This is a genomic window from Streptomyces zingiberis, assembly GCF_012034935.1.
Lineage (GTDB): Bacteria > Actinomycetota > Actinomycetes > Streptomycetales > Streptomycetaceae > Streptomyces > Streptomyces zingiberis.
On the sequence record NZ_JAATEN010000033.1, the window covers coordinates 1 to 21,046 of the forward strand.

The window sequence follows — 21,046 nt, forward strand, 5'->3', positions numbered from 1 at the left end:
CCCTCCTCCTTTGTTTTTTTCTCCCCGCCGCCCCCCCCCCGCCCCGCCCCCCCCCCCCCTCTCCCCCCCCCCCCCCCCCCCCCCCCCCCCCCGCCCCCCCCCCCGGGGGGGGGGGGGGGGGGGGGGGGGCCCCGCCCCCCCCCCCCCCCCCCCACCGCTCACCGGGCGTCCCCGGTGTTCACGGGGCGGCCCCGCCGCTCAGCGGCGCTCTCCGCGGCCGGCCGCAGCGTCCGCCTTCTGGGCCCGCAGCGCGCGCTCGACGCCGGCGCGGGACTCGGTGACCAGCCGGCGCAGCGCCGCCGTCGGCTCCGCCGAGGCCAGCCAGGCGTCCGTCGCCTCCAGCGTCTCCGGGGAGACCTGGAGCGCCGGGTAGAGGCCGATCGCGATCTGCTGGGCCATCTCGTGGCTGCGGGACTCCCAGACGTCCTTGAGGGCCGCGAAGTACCGCTCCGTGTACGGGGCGAGCAGCTCGCGCTGGCCGGTCTGGACGAAACCGCCGATGACGGCCTCCTGCGCCGCGTTCGGCAGCGTGTCCGACTCCACCACCGAGGCCCAGGCGGCGGCCTTGGCCTCCGCCGTCGGGCGCGCGGCGCGGGCGGTGGCCGCGTGCCGCTCGCCCGCCGAGGTGCGGTCGCGCGCCAGTTCGGCCTCGATCTCCTCCTCGCCGGCCCGGCCGGTGGCCGCCAGCCGCTCCAGCAGCGCCCACCGCAGCTCGGTGTCGATGGTCAGCCCCTCGATGGTCTCGGTGGCGTCCAGCAGCCCCTGGACCAGGTCGAGCTGGCTCTCCGTGCGGGCCGTCGCGGCGAAGGCCCGGGCCCAGGCGAGCTGGTGGTCACCGCCCGGCGCGGCGGCGCGCAGCTGCTCCAGCGCGGCCTCCGTCCAGCGGGCCAGCCCCTTCTCGCGCCAGTCCGGCGCGGCGTACAGCTCCAGCGCCAGCTTCACCTGCCGCTGGAGGGACTGGACGACGCCGATGTCGGACTCCTTGCCGATGCCGGAGAGCACCAGCTCCAGGTAGTCGCGGGTGGCCAGCTCGCCGTCGCGCGTCATGTCCCAGGCCGACGCCCAGCACAGGGCGCGCGGCAGCGACTCGGCGAAGTCGCCCAGGTGGCGGGTGACCTGGGCCAGCGACTCCGGGTCCAGCCGCACCTTGGCGTAGCTGAGGTCGTCGTCGTTGAGCAGGATGACGTCCGGGCGGGCCCGTCCCGCCAGCTCCGCCACCTCGGTCCGCTCGCCGTCCACGTCCAGCTCGATCCGGTCGGTGCGGACCAGCCGGCCGTCCTCCAGCGTGTAGCAGCCGATCGCGATGCGGTGCGGGCGCAGCGTGCCCAGCCGGGTGCCCTGCTCGCCGGAGACGGAGGTGGTGGCGCCGGGGGGCAGCGTGGGCGCCTCCTGCCGGACGGCGAAGGAGGTGATCGTGGAGTCCGCCCCGGTCTCGATCTCCGGGCGGAGGACGTTGATGCCGGCCGTCTCCAGCCACGCCGCCGACCAGGCGCGCAGATCGCGGCCGGAGGTCTCCTCCAGCGCGGTCAGCAGGTCGGACAGGCGGGTGTTGCCCCAGGCGTGGCGCTTGAAGTACGTCTGCACGCCGCGGAAGAACTCGTCCTGGCCGACATAGGCGACGAGCTGCTTGAGTACCGAGGCGCCCTTGGCGTAGGTGATGCCGTCGAAGTTGACCAGGACGTCGTCCAGGTCGCGGATCTCGGCCATGACCGGGTGCGTGGACGGGAGCTGGTCCTGCCGGTACGCCCAGGTCTTCATGGAGTTGGCGAACGTGGTCCAGGCGTGCGGCCAGCGCGAGCCGGGGGCGTGCGCCTGGCAGGCGATGGAGGTGTAGGTGGCGAACGACTCGTTCAGCCAGAGGTCGTTCCACCACTCCATGGTCACCAGGTCGCCGAACCACATGTGGGCCAGCTCGTGGAGGATCGTCTCGGCACGCGTCTCGTAGGCCGCGTCGGTCACCTTGGAGCGGAAGACGTACTGGTCGCGGATGGTGACGGCGCCCGCGTTCTCCATCGCCCCGGCGTTGAACTCCGGGACGAAGAGCTGGTCGTACTTCTCGAACGGGTACGGGTGGTCGAACTTCTCCTGGAACCAGTCGAAGCCCTGCCGGGTGACCGCGAAGATCGCCTCCGCGTCCAGGTGCTCGGCCAGCGAGGGACGGCAGTACAGGCCCAGCGGCACCGACCGGCCGTCGCCGTCCCAGCTGCTGTGCACGCTGTGGTACGGGCCGGCGATCAGCGCCGTGACGTAGGTGGAGAGCGGCTGGGTGGTGGCGAACTCCCAGAGTGTGCCCGTGGGCTTCTCCGCCCCGTCGGCGAGCGGCGCGTTCGAGATCACCGTCCAGCCCTGCGGGGCCGTCACGGTGAAGCGGAACGTGGCCTTCAGGTCCGGCTGCTCGAAGCAGGCGAAGACCCGCCGGGCGTCCGGCACCTCGAACTGGGTGTAGAGGTACGTCTGCCGGTCCACCGGGTCGGTGAACCGGTGCAGCCCCTCACCGGTGTTGGTGTACGCGCAGTCGGCGACCACCCGCAGCTCGTTCGCGCCCGCGGCCAGGGAGGGCAGCGCGATCCGGGAGTCGGCGAAGACCTCCGCCGGGTCCAGGGCGGTCCCGTTCAGCACCACCTCGTGCACCGTGGGCGCCACCAGGTCGATGAAGGTGGCCGCGCCGGCCTCGGCGGCGTCGAAGCGGACGGTGGTCACCGAACGGAAGGTGCCCGTCTCCGGCTCCGGCGCGCCGCTCAGGTCCAGTTCGATCTCGTAGGCATGGGTGGCGAGGAGGCGCGCCCGCTGCTGCGCCTCGTCCCGGGTGAGGTTCGTGCCAGGCACGGTAGGTATCTCCCATTCGTCGGAGGGACGGCCATCCTCGCACGTGGGAGTGGGTTCCCCGCAGGGAATTGACGGGGCGCGGCGGGCCCGCGCACCACGGCGCCGGGGCCGCCTTCCCCACGCCGGGGGAGTGCGGCCCCGGCGCGGGGGCGGGCGGCTCGCGCCAGGTCAGCCGGTCTCGGCCGCGACCAGCTCGGCGATCTGCACGGCGTTGAGCGCGGCGCCCTTGCGGAGGTTGTCCCCGGAGCAGAACAACGACAGGCCGTGCTCCACCGTGTCGTCGGCGCGGAGCCGGCCGACGAACGTCGGGTCCTGGCCGGCGGCCTGGAGCGGGGTGGGGACCTCGGAGAGGGCGACCCCGGGGGCACCGGCGAGCAGCTCCCGCGCCCGCGCGGGGCTCAGCGGCCGCTCGAAGCGGGCGTTGATCTGGAGCGAGTGCCCGGTGAAGACGGGGACCCGGACGCAGGTGCCGGAGACCTTCAGCTCCGGGATCTCCAGGATCTTCCGGCTCTCGTTGCGGAGCTTCTGCTCCTCGTCGGTCTCGGCGGAGCCGTCGTCGACGACCGAACCGGCCATCGGCAGCACGTTGAACGCGATCGGCCGGACGTACTTCTCCGGCTCGGGGAAGTCCACGGCGGAGCCGTCGTGGGTCAGCGCGGTCGCCTGCCCGCCCGCCGCGCGGATCTGCCGGTCCAGCTCCTCCACGCCGCCCAGGCCGCTGCCGGAGACCGCCTGGTAGGTGGAGACGACCAGCGCCGTCAGCCCCGCCTCGGCGTGCAGCGGGCGGAGCACGGGCATGGCCGCCATGGTGGTGCAGTTGGGGTTGGCGATGATCCCCTTGGGGCGGCGCAGCGCCGCGTGCGGGTTGACCTCGGCCACGACCAGCGGCACCTCGGGGTCCAGCCGCCAGGCCGAGGAGTTGTCGATCACGACGGGGCCGGCGGCGGCGACCTTCTCGGCCAGTGCGCGCGAGGTGGCGCCGCCCGCCGAGAAGAGGACCACGTCCAGACCCGAGTAGTCGGCCGTGGTGGCGTCCTCGACGGTGATCGCCTCGCCCCGCCAGTCCAGGGTCTTGCCGGCCGAGCGGGCCGAGGCGAACAGCCGCAGCCGCTCCACCGGGAACGCCCGTTCGGCGAGGATGGCGCGCATCACAGCGCCGACCTGACCGGTGGCTCCGACGATTCCGATTCTCACGGTGACTCTCCTCTGGACTGGCCCGGGGCGGGCGTACGAGCGGGCGAGCGACCCCATCATGCGCCGCTGACCGGCCGTTCTGTCCAATCCTTCCCCGCCGGGAGTGACCGATGGCACCCCCGGTGGCATCCGGTGACAGCGGGCCCGGCCGGGCCGCCCGGGACGCCGGATCCGGCCCTCCCGGCCCGTGCGCGGCCGGGCCTCCGGGGTGGCCCGCGCCCCTTCGTGCCCCCGGTCCGCCCCGTCTGTCCCGCCCGTCCCGCCCGCTCCGTCCCGTGCCGGTGCCGGCCGGGTGGGCAGGGCAGGCCGGGTGGGCAGGGTGGGCCGGGTGAGCAGCGTGGGCAGGGCACGGGCGAACGGGCCGGGCACGGATGAGGGGCGGGCACCCGCCGGGCGCCCGCCCCCTCGTCCGCCGTCACGCCCGCCGGTCACCGCCCTCGCGGGAGGTGACCGGCGGATCCGTCAGGGCCGTACCTTCTCGATCTTCACGCTGCCGGTGCCGGCCACCGTGCCGTGCGCGTTGACCAGGCCGACCTCGCCGAAGAACTCACGGCCGGCCGGAGCCTCGCCGCTCACCAGGACCTCCGCGCCGACCTGCGCGGACTGCCCGGTGCCGAGCTTCACGGCCGAGTCGTCCACCCGCACCTCGCCGAGCGAGGAGGAGTAGAAGACGTCGAGGTAGTCGTACTCCGTGGTGCCGGCGGGCACCGCGTAGCCGTCGACCACGACGGTGTACGTCCCGGCCGCGGGCTTGCTCAGCGAGACGGACTCCTCGGAGTCGCCGTCGGCGTCGTAGCCCACCAGCACGCCGTCCTTGTAGACGCTGAGGTCCAGGTCCGCGCCGGTGTCCGAGGTGGAGCCGATCGACACGTCCAGGCGCGAGACGCCCGCGGGCACCTCGACGGTGGTCTCCCGGGACTCACCCTCGCCGATGGACGGCCGCTCGGAGTGCGCGGAGCCCAGCTCACCGCCGGTGAGCTTGCCCTCGATCGGCGCGAACCCGTTCGTGACCTTCCACTCCACCGGGGCCGGCGTGCCGGCCTCGGCCTCGTCGATCACCTGGACCGCCGGGTCGAAGTCGGCGCCCAGGACGGTCGCCGTCACCTGGTAGGGGTTGTCCAGCAGCGGCGAGGTGCGCCGCGACTCGACCTCGATCTCCCAGACCCCCGGCATCGGGTCGGTGTAGCCACGCCGGCCCGGTTCGCAGGTGTTGGTGGGGCTGGTGTAGTTCGGGTAGCAGAAGATCGTGGACGTCGGGTCGGCCGGCACACCGTACGGGTTGATGGCGATCCAGCGGGTCTGGCTGCCCGCCGTGAGGCCGTCCATCCGTACCTCCAGCGTCTTGGCGCCCTCCGGCACCGTGACGAAGTACGAGGTGGAGCGGTTGCGCTCGGCCGTGCCGGACTTCTTCACCGCGTAGGACGGCGTGGCCAGCGGTTCGGAGACCACGACACTGGTCATGACCAGCTTGTCCGTGCCCTCGGTGGCGCGGTCGTTCACCCGCAGGGCGGCGCTGTGGAACCCGGCGGTGCGGGCCTTGGCGCGGACCTTCACGGTGACCGGCTTGTTCAGCGGCAGGTCCACCTTGGGGGAGCCCACCAGGGAGAAGGTGCCGTCGTTCCGAGCCCACCCGAGTTCGTGCCGGACGGAGCGGTCCGGGCCGGTGGTGCGGGTGATCTTCACCGCGTAGTCGCGGGACTGCCCGGCCTTCAGACCGCCCTCGCGGTCGTAGACGCCGGTGCCGCGGTGCGGGGTCTTGAGGTAGCCGGAGAGCGCGGTGTTCACCGGGGCCTCGACCGTGTACTCGTGCGCCGTGGCCTTGCGGCTGATCGCCTTCCAGGCCTTCTCGACGTCCATGAGACCGGCGCCCTGCTCGTAGGCCTGGAAGCCCTTGATCTCCTTCGCCGTGCTGGTCAGCGCGGTGCGCAGGGCCGCCGGGGTGAGGTCGATCCGCTTCTGCTTCGCCGCGGACAGCAGCAGCGCGGAGGCGCCGGCGGCCTGCGGGGACGCCATCGACGTGCCCTGGAGCATCCCGTACCCGGGCGGCAGGGAGTAGCCCGCCTCGGCGACCGGCTGGCCGGGCTGCCAGGTCGGCACGGTGTTGACGGAGGCGCCCGGGGCGGCCAGCGTCGGGGTGAAGCCGCCGTCCTCACGCGGTCCGCGGGAGGAGAACGGCATCATCGAGTACTTCGTCCGCATGACGGAGCCGTAGTTGGCCTCCCAGGTCTCCCGGGAGGCGGAGGCGCCCACGCTGATCACCTTGTCGGCGAGCGAGGGGTCACCGATGGTGTTGGCGCCCGGCCCGCTGTTGCCGGCGGAGATGACGAGCTGCACGCCGTAGGTGTCGATGAGCCGGGTGTAGAGCTGGGCGCGCGCGTTGTTGCCGTCGTTCAGCGGGGGCAGCCCGCCGATGGACATGTTGACGATGTCCACACCGCGGTTGACGACGAGGTCGATCATGCCCTCGGTGAGCGCGACGTTGGTGCAGCCGCCGCTCCAGGTGCAGGCGCGGGAGGAGACCAGCTTGGCGCCGGGCGCCGCGCCGTTCATCTTCCCGCCGAAGAGGCCGTTGGCCGCGGTGATGCCCGCGACGTGGCTGCCGTGCGAGCCCTCGACCACGCCGATGTTGACGAAGTCGGCCGTCTTGCCGACCCAGTCACCGCCGTACGGGTCCATCGGCACGTCCTTGCGGATCTCCACCACGAAGGGGATCCGCTCGGCGATGGCCGTGTTCGGGTCGTCGGTGCCGAAGTAGCGGACCTGGTGGTCCTCCTTGTACGGCTTCATCGGCTCCTCGTCGCCGAAGTCGCCGTCGTCGTCGAGGTCCACGCGGACGGTGCCGGTGGCCGGGTCGTAGAGCACGCCCCAGCGGTCGGTGGTGTCGCCGTCCCGGTTGAGGTCCCCGGCCATGTCGCCGCCGGTGGTGGCCGCCTCGGCGAAGGTGCTGACCAGGTACTCGCCGGCGGGCGCCGTCCAGGTGCGGTTCTGGTAGGTGAAGGTCGGGCCGGAGACGGCCGAGACCATCGGGCGCCAGGTGCCGTCGGAGTCGACGATCGGGTCGGTCGCCGTCACCCAGTCGGTGATCTTCCGCTCGCCGGTGGTCGTCTTCTGCAGGGCGGGGTGGGCGAGGTCGACGCCGGAGTCGAGGATGCCGATGGTGATGCCGCGCCCGTCCGCCTTCGGGTTCTTCTTCACGAAGTCGACGGCGCCGGTCTCGTGCGACGGCTGGTACGGGTTCTTCGCCGGGGTTTTCCGGTCCGGACCGGGGTAGGAGCCCTTCGGGCCGGACGTGGCGCCCTTGGCGCGGTCGGCCGCGGGCGTCGGGTCGGGCAGCTCGATCTCCTGGCGGAGGTCGATGGCGTGCACGGAGGAGAGCTTCGCCGCCTTGTCGATGGCGGCCTCGGCCCGGGCGGTGGGCACGGTCGCGCGGACGTAGCCGAGCTTGTCGTAGGTGCGCCCGACCGACGCGCCCTTGACGGACTCCAGCTCCGCCACGGCCCGTCCGGTGGCACCGGGGGCGGTGGCGAGCATCATGGTGACGTGCTTGTCGCCGTCCGACTTGGCCTGCGCGAGCAGTTCCGCGTCGGCCGAGCCGAGCTTGTCCTGGGCGGACTTCGTCCGGGCCGGGGCGGAGCCCGGCGCGTCGTCCGCCGCGAAGGCCGGGACGGCGCCGGTCGCCGCGAGCGCGGCCACCAGCCCCGCGGCGATCGCGGCGCGGGCCGCGCGTCTCGGGCCGGACGGCGGCTCGGTTATGGGAGAAGAAGGCATGGCCACCCTTGTTCGGAATTCGGATCCGGTTGACCGCACTTATATGTAAGTGCGGAGAGTTTGGGGAGGGGCGGGCGCCCGGTACGCACCCGGTGGCGTATTCCCGCCACTTGCCGGCTCCCCTCATTCCCGGACCAAAGGTGCGGCAGGGTCAATTCCGCCGGTGGGGAAGCCCGTTGAAAGCGTGGTGAATGCCGCGGAGGCGACAGGGCGGAACGGCACACTCCGGCCGCGGCCCGCGGGCCGGCCCGGGAGGTCGCCCGTCCGGGCGCGTCCGTCCCGGCCGTCACGTCGCCCGTCCGGCCGGTACGCCCGCTCGACGGGCGCCGCGGCTCGGCCCTGTCCCGGCTCCGGCCCTGTCCGGCCGCAGCCCCGTCCCGCCGGCCGCCGGCCCGGCCCCCTTCCGTCGCCGGTCGCCGGTCGCCGGTCGCCGGTCGTCCGTGGCCCGTCTTCCGTGAACGCGCGGTGAGCGGCGCAGAACCAGCAGGCCAGGGACGGGTGACCAGGGCCCGGACCGAGATCCATGTGGAGCGATGGGCGCCGGACGTTACGGCCTCGTTCAGCCGTGGGCCACCCCCGCTGCCGAGCATCCGGAAGGGACGGGGAACCCCCCGCCACCCCCGTGCTCGCGCACCCGGGAGCCGCCATGCCCCCCACCGGAACGACCGACCCCGCCCTCCGCCGCCGCGCGCTGCTGGCCGCCGCGGGCGCCGTGACCGCCTCCGCCGGAATCGGCCTCACGCTCGGCTCCCGCGGTGGCGCCGCGGAGGCGTCGGCCGCGGCCCCGCCCTCCGCCGGCATCCCCTCCACCGCGCCGCTCCCCGTCCGGGGCGCCTCCGCCCGCCGGGCCACCACCCTCGACGCCGTCGCCACCCCACGGGGCACCGGCGGTTACCGGCGGCTGGGCGACGGCCCCGGCTGGCCCCGGGTGGTCCGCACCGAGCAGGCGCCCGCCCGGCGCGGCCGGGAGGACCGCCGGACGGTGCTCGCCTGCTTCGTCCACCTCACCGATCTGCACCTGACGGACGTGCAGCACCCGCTGCGCTTCGAGTACCTGCGCGCCGCCGCGGCCCAGGCGTGGCGCCCGCAGGAGGCCCTCTCCGTGGCCGGGGCCGTCTCGCTCGTCGAACGCGTCAACGCCCTGTCCGGGGGCCCCGCCACCGGCAGCCCCATCGCCTTCGCCATGACCACCGGGGACAACACCGACAACAACTCCCGCGCCGAACTTCAGTGGTTCCTCACCGCCCTCAGCGGCGGCCGGATCGAGCCCAACACCGGGGACGGACAGCGGTACGAAGGGGTGCAGAACAGCGGTCTGCCGCTGTACTGGCACCCCGAGGACGGGCTGCGCGACGGGGACAAGCGGGCCGGCCTCCCCCGGATCGACGGCTTCCTCACCGCCGCGATCCGCGAACTCCGCAGCCCCGGCCTGCGGATGCCCTGGTACTCCACGGTCGGCAACCACGACACCCTGCCCGGCGGCGCCTACGCCCGCGGCGGCTACTTCGCCGAGTTCGCCGCCGGTGACCGCAAGCTGGAGTCGCTGCCGCCGGCCGAGGCGACCGCCCTGCGTACCGCGCTGCGGCAGGCCGGCGACCCGCTCGGCCGGGACCTCGCCGCGCTGCTGCGTTCGCGTACCCGCGCGATGCGCCGGGTCACCCCCGACGAGCGCCGGGCCCCGTTCACCCCGCAGGAGTACGTGGCCGCGCACCTCGACCCCTGGCACACCGGTGCCGGCCCGCGCGGCCACGGCTACACCGCCGCCAACCTCGCCGAGGAACGGCTGTACTACTCCTTCCGGATCGCCGACGGGGTCCTCGGCATCAGCCTCGACACCACCGACGACGGCGGCCACTACGAGGGGTCCCTCGGCACCGCCCAGCTCCGCTGGCTGGAGCGCACCCTGAAGGGCCACCGGGACGACCACGTCCTGGTCTTCAGCCACCACACCGGTGCCACCATGCGCAACCTGCGGCCCGACCCCGCCCGGCCGGACGAGAAGCGCCACGGCGGCGAGGAACTGCTCGCCGTCCTCAGCCGCCACCCGAACGTCCGCGCCTGGATCAACGGCCACAGCCACAAGAACGACATCACTCCGCGCGGCGGCTTCTGGGAGGTCTCCACCGCCTCTCACGTCGACTTCCCCCAGCTCGCCCGGGTGATCGAACTCGTCGACAACCAGGACGGCACCCTCTCCCTCTTCACCACCTGCCTGGAGGCGGCCGCCCCCTACCGCGCCGACCCCGCCGACCTCTCCGCGCCGGGCCTGGCCGCGCTCTACCGGGAGCTGTCCCTCAACGCCCCGGGCGCGCGCCCCGGCCTGGAGGGCGAGCCCGGCGACCGGAACACCGAACTGCTGCTCACCCGGGGGTGACCGGGGGACCCGCCCGGCCCGCCCGGAACACGCCGTTCACCGGCCCGGAACCGGCCGTTCCCGCCCCGCCGCCCCCACCGGCTCAACCCCCGCCCCGCTCCGGTGGTCCCCACCCGCGCCACACGGACCACCGGAGATCCGCGGCCGATCCGCGGCGGGCCACCGGGGAATCCGCGACAGAGGGGATGGCACACATGGCGCACAGAACGGGACTCGGACACGGCGGAGGGCGCCGCCGGGCGCTCACCGCGCTGGTGGCGGCGGCCGTGCTGGCCGGCGGCGCGCTGAGCGCCCCCGCCGCGCTCGCGGCGGACCGGGGCGCGGTCCGCGCCGGCGACCGCGGGCACCCCGCCACGCAGCAGGCCCTGGACGCGCAGGTGGCGGCCGGGCTCCCCGGGGCGCTGGGGCAGGCGGTGGACCGCCACGGCGTCTGGAACGGCTCCGCGGGCGTCGCCGACCTGCGCACCGAGCGGCCCCGGCTGCCGCAGGACCGCTTCCGCGTCGGTAGCATCACCAAGACCTTCGTGGCGACCGTCCTCCTCCAGCTGGAGGAGGAGAAGAAGCTCGACCTCGACGACAACGTGGAGACCTGGCTGCCCGGGGTGGTCCGGGGCCACGGCCACGACGGCCGGAAGATCACCGTCCGGCAGCTCCTCAACCACACCAGTGGGGTCTTCAACTACACCCAGGACCCCGGATTCGCCGAGAAGGTCTTCGGCCCGGGTTTCCCGGAACACCGCTACGACAGCTGGACGCAGGAGCAACTCGTGGCGGTGGCCATGGAGCACGCCCCGGACTTCGCGCCGGGCACCGACTGGAACTACTCCAACACCAACTACGTCCTGGCGGGCCTGGTCATCGAGAGGGTGACCGGTGAGAGGTACGGCAAGGAGATCGAACGTCGCATCCTCCGCCCGCTCGGACTCCGCGCCACGTCGCTCCCCGGCACGGACCCGCGGATGCCCGGTCCGCACGGACGGGCGTACTCGACGTTCGGCGCCGATCCCGAGACGGAGATCCACGACGTCACCGAGATCAACCCCTCGGTGGCCGGAGCCGCCGGCGAGATGGTCTCCACCACCGGCGACCTCAACCGCTTCTACCGGGCGCTGCTGCGCGGGCAGGTCCTTCCCCGCCGGCAGTTGACCGCCATGCTGACCACCGTGGAGACGGGACAGGAAGGTACGGAGCGCTACGGTCTCGGCATCGCGCCGCAGACCACCTCCTGCGGTGTGACGGTCTGGGGACACGGCGGCGGCATCCACGGCTCCTCGTCCCTCGCGACGGTCACCCGCTCCGGGGACCACGCGGCGGCCTTCAACGTCAACGGCGACTGGGCCGGTGACAGCCGGATCCTGCTGGAGGCGGAGTACTGCGGCAGGACCTGAGCGCGTACGCGCTCACCCTCCGGGCCGCGCCCGGCCGTCCGCACCCCGGGAGGGACGGGCGGCCGGGCGCGGGCGGCCGGGAGCGGGCGGTTGCGTCCCGCGGCGGGCCTCAGCCGCCGAGCGCGCTCCCGGTGAAGCCGGCGTTCCGGTCGCAGTCCTGCCCGCGCAGGGCGCGCGCCAGGTCGGAGTGCGCCTCCAGGACGAGCCGGCGCAGCGCGGGCGGCGCGTCCCGGTGCCCGTCCAGCCAGGTCTGCGTCGCGTCGAGCGTCTCCTGGTTGCCCTGGAGCGCGGGGAAGAGGCCGCGCACGACCGACATGGCGATCTCGATGGACCGCTTCTCCCACACCTCCCCGATCGCCGCGAAGTAGCGCTCCACGTACGGCGCGAGGAGTTCCCGCTGCGAGGGCTGGTCGAAGCCCGCGATGGTGGCCTCCACCAGGGCGTTGGAGAGGGCGTCGGACTCCACCACGTCGGCCCAGGCCCGCTCCTTCACCTCCGGCGCGGGGCGGGCCGCGAGGCAGCGGGTCGCGTGGCGCCGGCCGGAGGCGGTCGCGTCGCGGGCCAGCTCGGCCTCGATCTCCGCGGCCCCGGCCGCGCCGTGCGAGGCGAGCGGCTCCAGGAACGCCCAGCGCAGCTCCTGGTCGACCTCCAGGCCGTCGATCCGCGCGGTACCCGCCAGCAAACCCTGGAGCAGTTGCAGGTCGGCGGCGCTGCCCGCGGTCTGCGCGAAGAACCGCGCCCAGGCGAGCTGGTGGCCACTGCCCGGCTCGGCCCGGCGCAGCGCGCCGAGCGCTCCCTCGGCCAGCTCCCGTCCGCGCTGCTCGCGGCGGTCCGGCGCGGTGTAGTGGACCAGCGCGGAGTGCGCCCAGGCGTGCAGCATCTGCACCACGCCGATCTCGCTCTCCCGGCCGGCGAAGCGGAGCACCAGGCCGAGGAAGTCCCGGGCGGGCAGCAGCCCGTCCCGGGTGAGGCCCCACAGCGCCGACCAGCACAGCGCGCGGGCCAGCGGGTCGGTGAGGTCCCCCAGATGGCCGTGGAGGGTCTGGAGGGAGCGCTCGTCGAAGCGGGTCTTGGCGTAGGTCAGGTCGTCGTCGTTGACGAGGATCAGATCGGGCCGCCCGGCCCCGGCCAGCTCGGTGACGACCGTGCGCGCCCCGGCGACGTCCGTCTCCACCCGGCGGTGGCGCACCAGGCCGCCCGCCTCACGGTGGTACAGCCCGATGGCGACGCGGTGCGGGCGCAGCTCGGGGTACGCGGGCGCGGCCTCCTGCACCACGGCGAGCTCGGCGATCCGCCCCTCCGCGTCGTACACGACCTCGGGGGTGAGGGAGTTGACGCCCGCGGTGCCCAGCCAGGCGCGGGACCAGTCGGCCATGTCCCGGCCGGAGGTCTCCTCCAGCACGGCCAGCAGATGCTCCAGCCGGGTGTTGCCCCAGGCGTGGCGGCGGAAGTAGCGGCGCGCGCCCTCCAGGAAGGCCTCCCGCCCGGCGTAGGCGACGAGCTGCTTGAGGACGGAGGCGCCCTTGGCGTAGGTGATGCCGTCGAAGTTGAGCTTGGCGTCCTCCAGGTCCCGGATGTCCGCGGTGATCGGATGGGTGGAGGGGAGCTGGTCGGCCCGGTAGGCCCAGGCCTTGCGGCGGTTGGCGAAGGTGATCCAGGCGCCGGTGAAGCGGGTCGCCTCGACCTGCGAGAAGGTGCCCATGAAGTCCGCGAAGGACTCCTTCAGCCACAGGTCGTCCCACCACTCCATGGTGACGAGGTCGCCGAACCACATGTGCGCCATCTCGTGCAGGATGACGTTGGCCCGGTGCTCGTAGCTCGCCTGGGTGACCTTCCCGCGGAAGACGTACTCCTCGCGGAAGGTGACCAGGCCCGGGTTCTCCATGGCGCCGAGGTTGTACTCGGGGACGAACGCCTGGTCGTACTTGCCGAACGGGTACGGGTAGCCGAAGTGCTCGTGGAAGAAGTCCAGGCCCTGCTTGGTGACGGTGAAGATGTCGTCCGCGTCGAAGTGGCGGGCGAGGCCCTTGCGGCAGAGCGCGCCCAGCGGGATCTCCAGCTCGGTGCCGTCCTCCAGCGTGCGCCGGTAGACGTCGGTCACCCGGTGGTACGGGCCGGCGAGGACGGCCGTGATGTACGTCGAGATCGGCTGCGTCCGGGCGAACCGCCAGGTGGTGCCGGAGCCCTCGGCGGGAACGGGCTCGCCCTCCACCGCCCCGTTGCCCAGCACCGTCCAGCCCTCGGGGGCGGTGACGGTGAAGGTGTAGGGGGCCTTCAGGTCGGGCTGCTCGAAGGTGGTGAAGACGCGGCGCGCGTCGGCCGGCTCGTACTGCGTGTAGAGATAGACCTCGCCGTCCTCCGGGTCCTCGAAGCGGTGCATCCCCTCGCCGGTGCGGCTGTAGGCGCACCGCGCGTCCACGGTGAGGACGTTCTCCTCCCGCAGGTCGTCCAGGGTGATCCGGGTGCCGTCGAAGACCTCGGCCGGGTCCAGCTCGCGGCCGTTGAGGACGACGGAGGTGACGGACGGCGCCAGCAGGTCCGCGAAGGTCGACGTGCCGGGGCGGGCGCAGCGGAAGCGGAGGGTGGTGAGCGAGCGGAAGGTGTGCGGCCCGGTGGCGGGCGGCTCGGTGGCGGACCGCAGGTCGAGCGTCACCTCGTAGCCGTCGGTGGTCAGCAGCCCGGCCCGCTCGCGGGCCTCCTCGCGGGTCAGGTTCTCACCGGGCACGACGGCTCCTTTGCCTCGTCTTCTCGCTCATCTGATCTCCCGCGCGCGGTGCGTCTCACAGTGCGGGCAGTCGCCATGGTGTCATGCGCTCACCGGCGGCGGGGAATGCGTTTCGCCGGGTGACCGTTGGCCATGGGGGCCCGGGAGGCCGCCGGGGAACGGCTGTCCCGGGAGACGGGAAGACGATGGGCCCGGGAGTCCGGGAACACGGGTGGCGGAACGGTCCGCCGGATGAGGAGAGAAGTGCTGTGAGCGTCGCCGACAATGCACCGGAGAGCACCACGGAGAGCACCACGGCGGGCACGGCCGGGGCCCCGACGGGAGAGGTGGCGGGGGAGAAGGTCCGCGCCGACTTCTGGTTCGACCCGGTCTGCCCCTGGGCGTGGCTGACCTCCCGCTGGATGCTGGAGGTGGAGAAGGTGCGCCCGGTGGAGGTGCACTGGCACGTGATGAGCCTCGCCGTGCTCAACGAGCCGCGGCTGGACGAACTGCCGGACGAGTACCGCGAGATGCTGGAGAAGACGGCCTGGGGCCCGGTGCGGGTGGCCATCGCCGCCGAACGGGAGCACGGCTCCGCGGTGCTGGGCCCGCTCTACACCGCGCTCGGGACCCGTTTCCACGTCCAGGGCGAGGGCGTCTCGCGCGACTCGATGGCCGCCGCCCTCCGCGACGCCGGCCTCCCGGCCGAACTGGTGGACGCCGCCGGCTCCGACACCTACGACACGGAGCTGCGCGCCTCGCACAAGCAGGGCATCGAGCTGGTCGGCCAGGAGGTGGGCACCCCGGTGATCGCCGTGCCCGGCCCGGACGGCGAGCCCTGCGCCTTCTTCGGCCCGGTCGTGACCCCCTCGCCCAAGGGCGAGGCGGCGGCGAAGCTCTGGGACGGCACCCTGCTGGTCGCCTCCACGCCCGGCTTCTACGAGATCAAGCGGACCCGGACCGAGCGGCCGATCTTCGACTGACGTCGCTCCGGCCGGCCGATCGACTGCCCGCCCGGCGGCCGGGGTCCTCCGGCCGCCGGGCGGCGCACCGGTTCCGCGGCCCGCCGCGTCGCGCACCCGTCGGCCGGTCAGCCCCCGGCCGGCGGGTCAGCCCCCGGCGCGCCGCGTCCGCCGCTGCCGCAGCAGGCCCACGGCGGAGAGCGTGAGCGCCAGCCCGCCGGTGAAGTACAGCTGGGTGCGGGTGTCGCCGTCGCGCAGCATCAGCAGCAGGATGACCGCGACGCCCGCCAGCGCCACCCAGGTCAGGTAGGGGAACAGCCACATCCGCACCGTCAGCCGCTCCGGCGACTCCCGCTCCAGCCGCCGCCGGGAGCGGAGCTGGGCCACCGCGATGAAGCCCCACACCACGAGCACCGCCGCGCCCACCATGTTGAGCAGCCAGGCGAAGACCGTCTCCGGCCACCAGAAGCTGAACAGCACCGCCAGGAAGCCGAAGGCGGAGGAGGCCAGCACCGCGCGGCGCGGCACCCCGCTCCGGGAGACCCGGGCCAGGCCCGCGGGCCCGTTGCCCCGTTCGATCAGCGAGTACGCCATCCGGGAGGCCCCGTAGATGTTGGCGTTCATCGCGGAGAGCAGCGCGGCCAGCACGACGGCGTTCATGATCTGCGCCGCGGCCGGCACCTCCAGGACATCCAGCACGGCGACGTACGGGCCGGGCTTGACGACCGCCGGGTCGTCCCAGGGGATCAGCGTGACGATCACCGCCATGGATCCCACGTAGAACAGCGAGATCCGCCACATCGCGGTGCGCACCGCGCGGGCGACCCCCTGCCGGGGCTTCTCCGACTCGGCCGCCGCGATGGTCACCGTCTCCAGGCCGCCGTAGGCGAAGACGGAGGCGAGCAGGCCGATGAGGAAGCCGTCCACCCCGTTGGGCAGCCAGCCGCCGTTGCCGGTGAGGTTGCCGGTGCCGGGGGAGGGGGAGCCGGGGAGGAAGCCCAGCACCGCCAGCGCGCCGAGCACCAGGAACGCGGTGATGGCGGCCACCTTCAGCGCCGCGAACCAGAACTCCGTCTCGCCGAAGTTGCCGACGGCGGCCAGGTTGGTGCCGCAGAACACCGCCATGAACAGGGCGACCCACATCCAGGAGGCGGTGCCGGGCAGCCAGGTCGTCATGATGGCCGCCGCGCCGATGGCCTCGGCCGCGATCGCCACGCACAGCAGCGCCCAGAACATCCAGCCGGCGGTGAAGCCCGCCCAGGGCCCGACGGCCCGCTCGGCGTGGACGGAGAAGGAACCGGAGGAGGGGTGGGCGGCGGACATCTCGCCCAGCATCCGCATCACCAGCAGCACCAGTGCGCCGGAGAACGCGTAGGCGAGCACGATCGAGGGGCCCGCGGCGGCTATGCCGGCGCCGGAGCCGACGAAGAGGCCGGCGCCGATCACGCCGCCGAGGGCGATCATCGACAGATGGCGCTGTTTGAGGCCGTGGGAGAGCGGGCTGCCGCCCTCCGGGGCCTCCTCCGGCCCGGCGCCGACGGGTGCGGGGGTGTCGGTTGTCCGGTTCATGGGGCGTGTGTCCAGGTGGTGAGGGGGCGTGGGGGAGCAAACCGCCCCAGTGTGCGGAGATTGAGCCGCCACGAACAAGATCGGCCAGCGATCGTCCGCTATGCGGACGGATGGATGACCCTCGGTGATCCGGCCGTGCCCGCCCGGCACGGCGGGCCCGCTGTGGAGGGCCGGCTCACCGCCCCTCCGCCCCGGCCGTTCCCGCGCCGCCGCGCTCGGGCCTCCGGCCGCACCGGTGTCCGGCGGCCGGACCGTCTTTGGTGGGACCCCACAGTCGTCCGCGGGCCACCTCCGGGGCCGCCCGCCCGCCCCGTGGCCGCTCCCCCCGCCGTCGCGCCGCGTGGTGAAGGTGACGAGCATCACGGCCCGCGGGTGCCGGGACGCCGGTCGCGCCGTGGCCCGGCCGGCCGGGCGGGGCAGGGGTCTTGGAGGGACCCCACCAAGCCGCCGAGTCCGGCTTTGTCGGCGGCTCATGGTGAACGATCGTTGACGCGTCGGCTAGCGTCACCGTGTCCGTTCGCCGTCCCGACCCGCGGAGCCCTCATGAGTACTGCCGCCGTCACCCGCACCCACCGCCCCGGCGCGGTCCTCGCCGACCTGCTGCCCGCGGCGACCGCCACCCGCGCCCGGCTGCGGGACGTGGCCCTCGTCGTGGGCGGTGCCGCGCTCACCGGCGCCGCGGCCCAGCTCGTGGTCCCCGTGCCCGGCTCCCCGGTGCCCGTCACCGGCCAGACCTTCGCGGCGCTGCTCGTCGGCGCCTCCCTCGGCGCCGGGCGCGGCTTCCTCTCGCTGATGCTCTACACCCTGCTGGGCATGGCCGGGATGCCGCTGTTCGCGGGCGGGGCCTCCACCGCGACCTTCGGGTACGTCCTCGGGATGCTGCTGGCCGCGACCGTCGTCGGCTCCCTGGCCCGGCGCGGCGGTGACCGCGGGGCGCTGCGCACGGCGGGCACGATGGCCGTCGGCTCACTGATCATCTACGCGGTCGGCGTGCCGTACCTGGCCGTGGTGGCGGACCTCTCCCTCGGCGAGGCCCTGGCCGTCGGCATGGTGCCGTTCCTCATCGGGGACGCCCTCAAGGCCGCGCTCGCCATGGGCGCCCTGCCCGCCGCCTGGCGCCTCGCCGGCCGCCGCGGCTGACCCTCCCGGCCGGTCCTCCCGCCGCTCGGCCCACCGCACTCCGCACATACCGGGCCGGGCCCGCGTCGCCACCCGCGGCCGGGCCCGGCCCGCGCCGTCCCCGCGGTCGTCAGCGCCTCCCGTCAGCGCTCCCGTCACCGCTCCCGGTGCCGGGCCCGTGACCCCTCGGCGGCCACCCCCGGCAGCCGTGCCACACTGCTCCCCATGCGCGTGTACCTCGGCTCCGATCATGCCGGTTACGAACTCAAGAACCACCTCGTGGAGTGGCTCACCGCCCAGGGCCACGACCCCGTCGACTGCGGCCCGCACATCTATGACGCCCAGGACGACTACCCGCCCTTCTGCCTGCGCGCCGCCGAGCGCACCGCCGCCGACGACGCGAGCCTCGGCATCGTCATCGGCGGCTCCGGCAACGGCGAGCAGATGGCAGCGAACAAGGTGAAGGGCGTCCGCGCCGCGCTCGCCTGGAGCGAGCGGACCGCCGCGCTGGCCCGCGAGCACAACAACGCCAACGTCCTCTCCATCGGCGCGCGGATGCACAGCGAAGAGGAGGCCGAGAGGTTCGTCGCCACCTTCCTGGACACCCCGTACTCCGGCGACGAGCGGCACACCCGCCGCATCGACATGCTCACCGTCTACGAGCGCACCGGCACCCTGCCGGAGATCCCGGCGCACCACCCGCGGCAGGACTGAGCGGCGGGAGCCGGCCGCCCATGCCCGAAGGGCACACCGTCCACCGGCTCGCCGCCGACCATCTCGACCGGTTCGGCGGCCGGGCCGTGCGCGCCTCCAGCCCGCAGGGCCCCTTCGCCGAGGGGGCCGCGCTCGTCGACGGGCAGGTGCTGGAGTCCGCCGAGGCGCACGGCAAACACCTCTTCCTCGGCTTCCCCGGCGACCGGTGGATCCACGTCCACCTCGGTCTCTTCGGCAAGCTCGGCTTCGGGCCCGCCCCCGCCCCGCCGCCCGCGCCGACGGTACGGCTGCGGCTGGCCGGGTCCGGGGCGTACGCGGACCTGCGCGGCCCCACCGTCTGCGCGCTGCTCACCGCCGGCGACAAGCGGGCGGTGCACGACCGGCTCGGCCCCGACCCGCTGCGCCCCGGCGACGACGGGGAGCGCGCCTGGCGGCGGATCAGCCGCAGCCGCAGCAGTGTGGCCGCGCTGCTGATGGACCAGAAGGTGGTCGCGGGCGTCGGCAACGTGTACCGCGCCGAGGTCCTCTTCCGGCACGGCGTCGACCCGTACCGGGCCGGCCGCGACCTCACCCGGGCCGAGTGGGACGCACTCTGGGCCGACCTGGCGGAGCTGATGCGCGAGGGCGTGCGGAACAACCGCATCGACACCGTGCGCCCCGAGCACACCCCCGAGGCCATGGGCCGCCCGCCCCGGGTCGACGACCACGGTGGTGAGGTCTACGTGTACCGCCGGGCCGGGCTGGCCTGCCATGTCTGCGGCGGCGAGGTCCGGACGGCCGGCCTGGCGGCCCGCAACCTCTTCTGGTGCCCCCGGTGCCAGCGGTCCTGAACGGCGGCCCCGCCGGGCCGCTCACCGGCCGCGCCGGCCTCTCCACCGGCCCGGCCGCCGGCCGCACCGGGCCGCTGACCGGCTCGCTCACCGGCCTGAACGCCGCCCCGGACAGGGTCCGGTCAGCGGTCGGGGCCGACGGGACCGGCAGGGCCTGTGCGGCCGGGGCGGACAAGGCGGCCAAGGCGGCCGGGGCGATCGGTGAGCGGCCGCGCGGGACGTCACCGGGAGGGCGCGCCGCCCCGTGCACCGCCGCCCCGCGCGCCGCCGCGCCCCGCGCCGCATCACCTCCCCCGCCCCGGCTCGTGCCGCATGCCCCGCCCCGGGTCCGGCGGGCCCCCGCCCGGTCAGAAGCCGTGCGGCAGCCAGGGCGCGACCTCGCCGAGGAAGGCGCGCGCGGTCTGCGCGAGCGCCCCCTTGCGTACCTCACGCACCCGTCCGGCGCCCGCGAGCGCGGCCAGCGAGGTCCCGCCCAGGTAGGCCTCGCCCAGCTCCCGTACGGAGAGCGACAGTTCGGCCGGGTCCGAGGTGCGGGCGCACTGCGCTCCGCCGGTGTCGCCGGTCAGCCGCCAGCGCCCCTCGTTCCAGGGGCAGAAGGTGTCGGTGACCTCCAGCACCACGTCCACCGGGGCGGAGTAGGCCCGCGCCGCCAGCGCCGCGCCCACGTCCACGGGACGCAGGTGCAGCCCGTCCCGGAGCCGCGGGGAGCAGCGCCGCACGTCGGAGACGAGGTGGAGCAGCGGGTCGTCCACCGGCCGGGTGCGCGCCCGCAGCCGGGAGGTGAGGTCCAGGTCGAAGAGGAAGCGCCACAGCGCCGCCGTCACCGCCGGCTCCGGCGCCTCCAGGTCCCGCAGGACGACGACGCCCTCCGGGCCCTCCGGGGTCCACTCCGGCTTGATCGCGTACCGCGCGTACCCGATCACTTCTCCGCCCCGCTCGGCCACCACGCACTGCAGCGGCGAGGCGCCCGCCCGGCTCGCCACCGGGTCGAGCAGCGGCAGCCGCTCCCACCCCGGCCGCCGGGCCAGCATCCCCGGCCGCTCCGTCACCCGCCGCGCGTAGATCCGCTCGCACGCGTCCTGGACGTCGTCCGGCGCGACCATCCGCAGCGTTACGCCGTCCGGGTGATCCGGGACGGTCAGACCGGCCCGTCCGGTGTCGATGTCCAGCGACAGTTCCTGGGTGGCGGCGCCGTAGCCGAACCGGCCGTAGATGCCCGGCTCGGAGGCGGTGAGGACGGCGAGCGGCTCGCCCAGTTCCCGTACGCCGTCCAGCAGCCGGCGCATCATGCCCGTCAGCACGCCGCGGCGGCGGTGGGTGGAGAGCACGCTCACCATCGTCACCCCGGCCGCGGGCACGGGCGCGCCGCCCGGGACGGTGAGCCGGAAGCTGAAGGAGCCCGCCGTGCCGACGCAGGTGGAGCCCTCCCAGACGCCGATCGAACGGTCGAACTCGGTGAGGTCGTGCCAGAGCTTCCGCTCCTGCGGGGCCTCGGCCACGCCACCGAAAGCAAGTTCGAGGCGGCCGTACCACTCGTCCCATTCGGCAGGTTGCAACACGCGGGTCTCAGTGCTCATGGGCCCATCCCTACCAGCAGT

Annotated in this window: 12 protein-coding genes; 6 read left to right on the plus strand and 6 right to left on the minus strand. The window is 74.3% G+C overall.

Annotation, left to right across the window (positions count from 1 at the left end; all coding sequences use genetic code 11):
• Window positions 1-198: 198 nt before the first annotated feature.
• The 3 genes from pepN (HCK00_RS25975) to HCK00_RS25985 all read right to left on the minus strand — a co-directional run bounded on the left by pepN (HCK00_RS25975) (window position 199) and on the right by HCK00_RS25985 (window position 7,788).
• The gene (pepN, locus tag HCK00_RS25975; protein ID WP_168104492.1) at window positions 199-2,826 is read right to left on the minus strand and encodes an aminopeptidase N; all 2,628 of its coding nucleotides are present in this window, start codon (window positions 2,824-2,826) and stop codon (window positions 199-201) included.
• A gap of 168 nt (window positions 2,827-2,994) precedes the next feature.
• The gene (locus tag HCK00_RS25980) at window positions 2,995-4,020 is read right to left on the minus strand and encodes an aspartate-semialdehyde dehydrogenase (RefSeq protein ID WP_168104493.1); all 1,026 of its coding nucleotides are present in this window, start codon (window positions 4,018-4,020) and stop codon (window positions 2,995-2,997) included.
• 462 nt (window positions 4,021-4,482) lie between these two features.
• On the minus strand, window positions 4,483-7,788 hold the full coding sequence (locus tag HCK00_RS25985) for a S8 family serine peptidase (protein ID WP_168104494.1): 3,306 nt from the start codon (window positions 7,786-7,788) through the stop codon (window positions 4,483-4,485).
• A gap of 646 nt (window positions 7,789-8,434) precedes the next feature.
• On the opposite strand from HCK00_RS25985, the gene HCK00_RS25990 reads away from it, so the two are divergent.
• Together HCK00_RS25990 and HCK00_RS25995 are read left to right on the plus strand one after the other, a co-directional pair.
• On the plus strand, window positions 8,435-10,162 hold the full coding sequence (locus HCK00_RS25990) for a TIGR03767 family metallophosphoesterase (protein WP_168104495.1): 1,728 nt from the start codon (window positions 8,435-8,437) through the stop codon (window positions 10,160-10,162).
• A gap of 194 nt (window positions 10,163-10,356) precedes the next feature.
• Window positions 10,357-11,550 carry a serine hydrolase domain-containing protein gene (locus tag HCK00_RS25995; RefSeq protein ID WP_168104496.1) on the plus strand — a complete coding sequence of 398 codons (1,194 nt, stop codon included), beginning with the start codon at window positions 10,357-10,359 and terminating at the stop codon, window positions 11,548-11,550.
• Between the two features lie 109 nt (window positions 11,551-11,659).
• On the opposite strand, the gene pepN (HCK00_RS26000) is transcribed toward HCK00_RS25995, so the two are convergent.
• The gene (pepN, locus tag HCK00_RS26000; protein ID WP_168104497.1) at window positions 11,660-14,275 is read right to left on the minus strand and encodes an aminopeptidase N; all 2,616 of its coding nucleotides are present in this window, start codon (window positions 14,273-14,275) and stop codon (window positions 11,660-11,662) included.
• A 326-nt stretch (window positions 14,276-14,601) separates the two neighbouring features.
• Here pepN (HCK00_RS26000) and HCK00_RS26005 point away from each other — a divergent pair, with 326 nt between their 5' ends.
• Window positions 14,602-15,237, plus strand: a complete 636-nt coding sequence (locus tag HCK00_RS26005) for a mycothiol-dependent nitroreductase Rv2466c family protein (protein ID WP_311765503.1) — start codon at window positions 14,602-14,604, stop codon at window positions 15,235-15,237.
• Window positions 15,238-15,363: 126 nt separating this feature from the next.
• Here HCK00_RS26005 and HCK00_RS26010 read toward each other — a convergent pair whose 3' ends face one another.
• On the minus strand, window positions 15,364-16,785 hold the full coding sequence (locus tag HCK00_RS26010) for an amino acid permease (protein WP_206321012.1): 1,422 nt from the start codon (window positions 16,783-16,785) through the stop codon (window positions 15,364-15,366).
• 543 nt (window positions 16,786-17,328) lie between these two features.
• Between HCK00_RS26010 and HCK00_RS26015 the strand changes: the two genes are divergently transcribed.
• From HCK00_RS26015 to HCK00_RS26025, 3 genes are all read left to right on the plus strand, one after another.
• Entirely contained in the window at window positions 17,329-17,925 is a 597-nt protein-coding gene (locus HCK00_RS26015) for a biotin transporter BioY (RefSeq protein ID WP_168104499.1), read from the plus strand.
• Between the two features lie 204 nt (window positions 17,926-18,129).
• Window positions 18,130-18,618, plus strand: coding sequence for a ribose-5-phosphate isomerase (locus HCK00_RS26020; RefSeq protein ID WP_168104500.1), 489 nt, complete (start codon window positions 18,130-18,132; stop codon window positions 18,616-18,618).
• A gap of 20 nt (window positions 18,619-18,638) precedes the next feature.
• Window positions 18,639-19,448, plus strand: coding sequence for an Fpg/Nei family DNA glycosylase (locus HCK00_RS26025; RefSeq protein WP_168104501.1), 810 nt, complete (start codon window positions 18,639-18,641; stop codon window positions 19,446-19,448).
• Between the two features lie 347 nt (window positions 19,449-19,795).
• On the opposite strand, the gene HCK00_RS26030 is transcribed toward HCK00_RS26025, so the two are convergent.
• Complete coding sequence (locus tag HCK00_RS26030; protein WP_168104502.1) at window positions 19,796-21,025, minus strand: GNAT family N-acetyltransferase; 1,230 nt, start codon at window positions 21,023-21,025, stop codon at window positions 19,796-19,798.
• Window positions 21,026-21,046 lie beyond the last annotated feature (21 nt).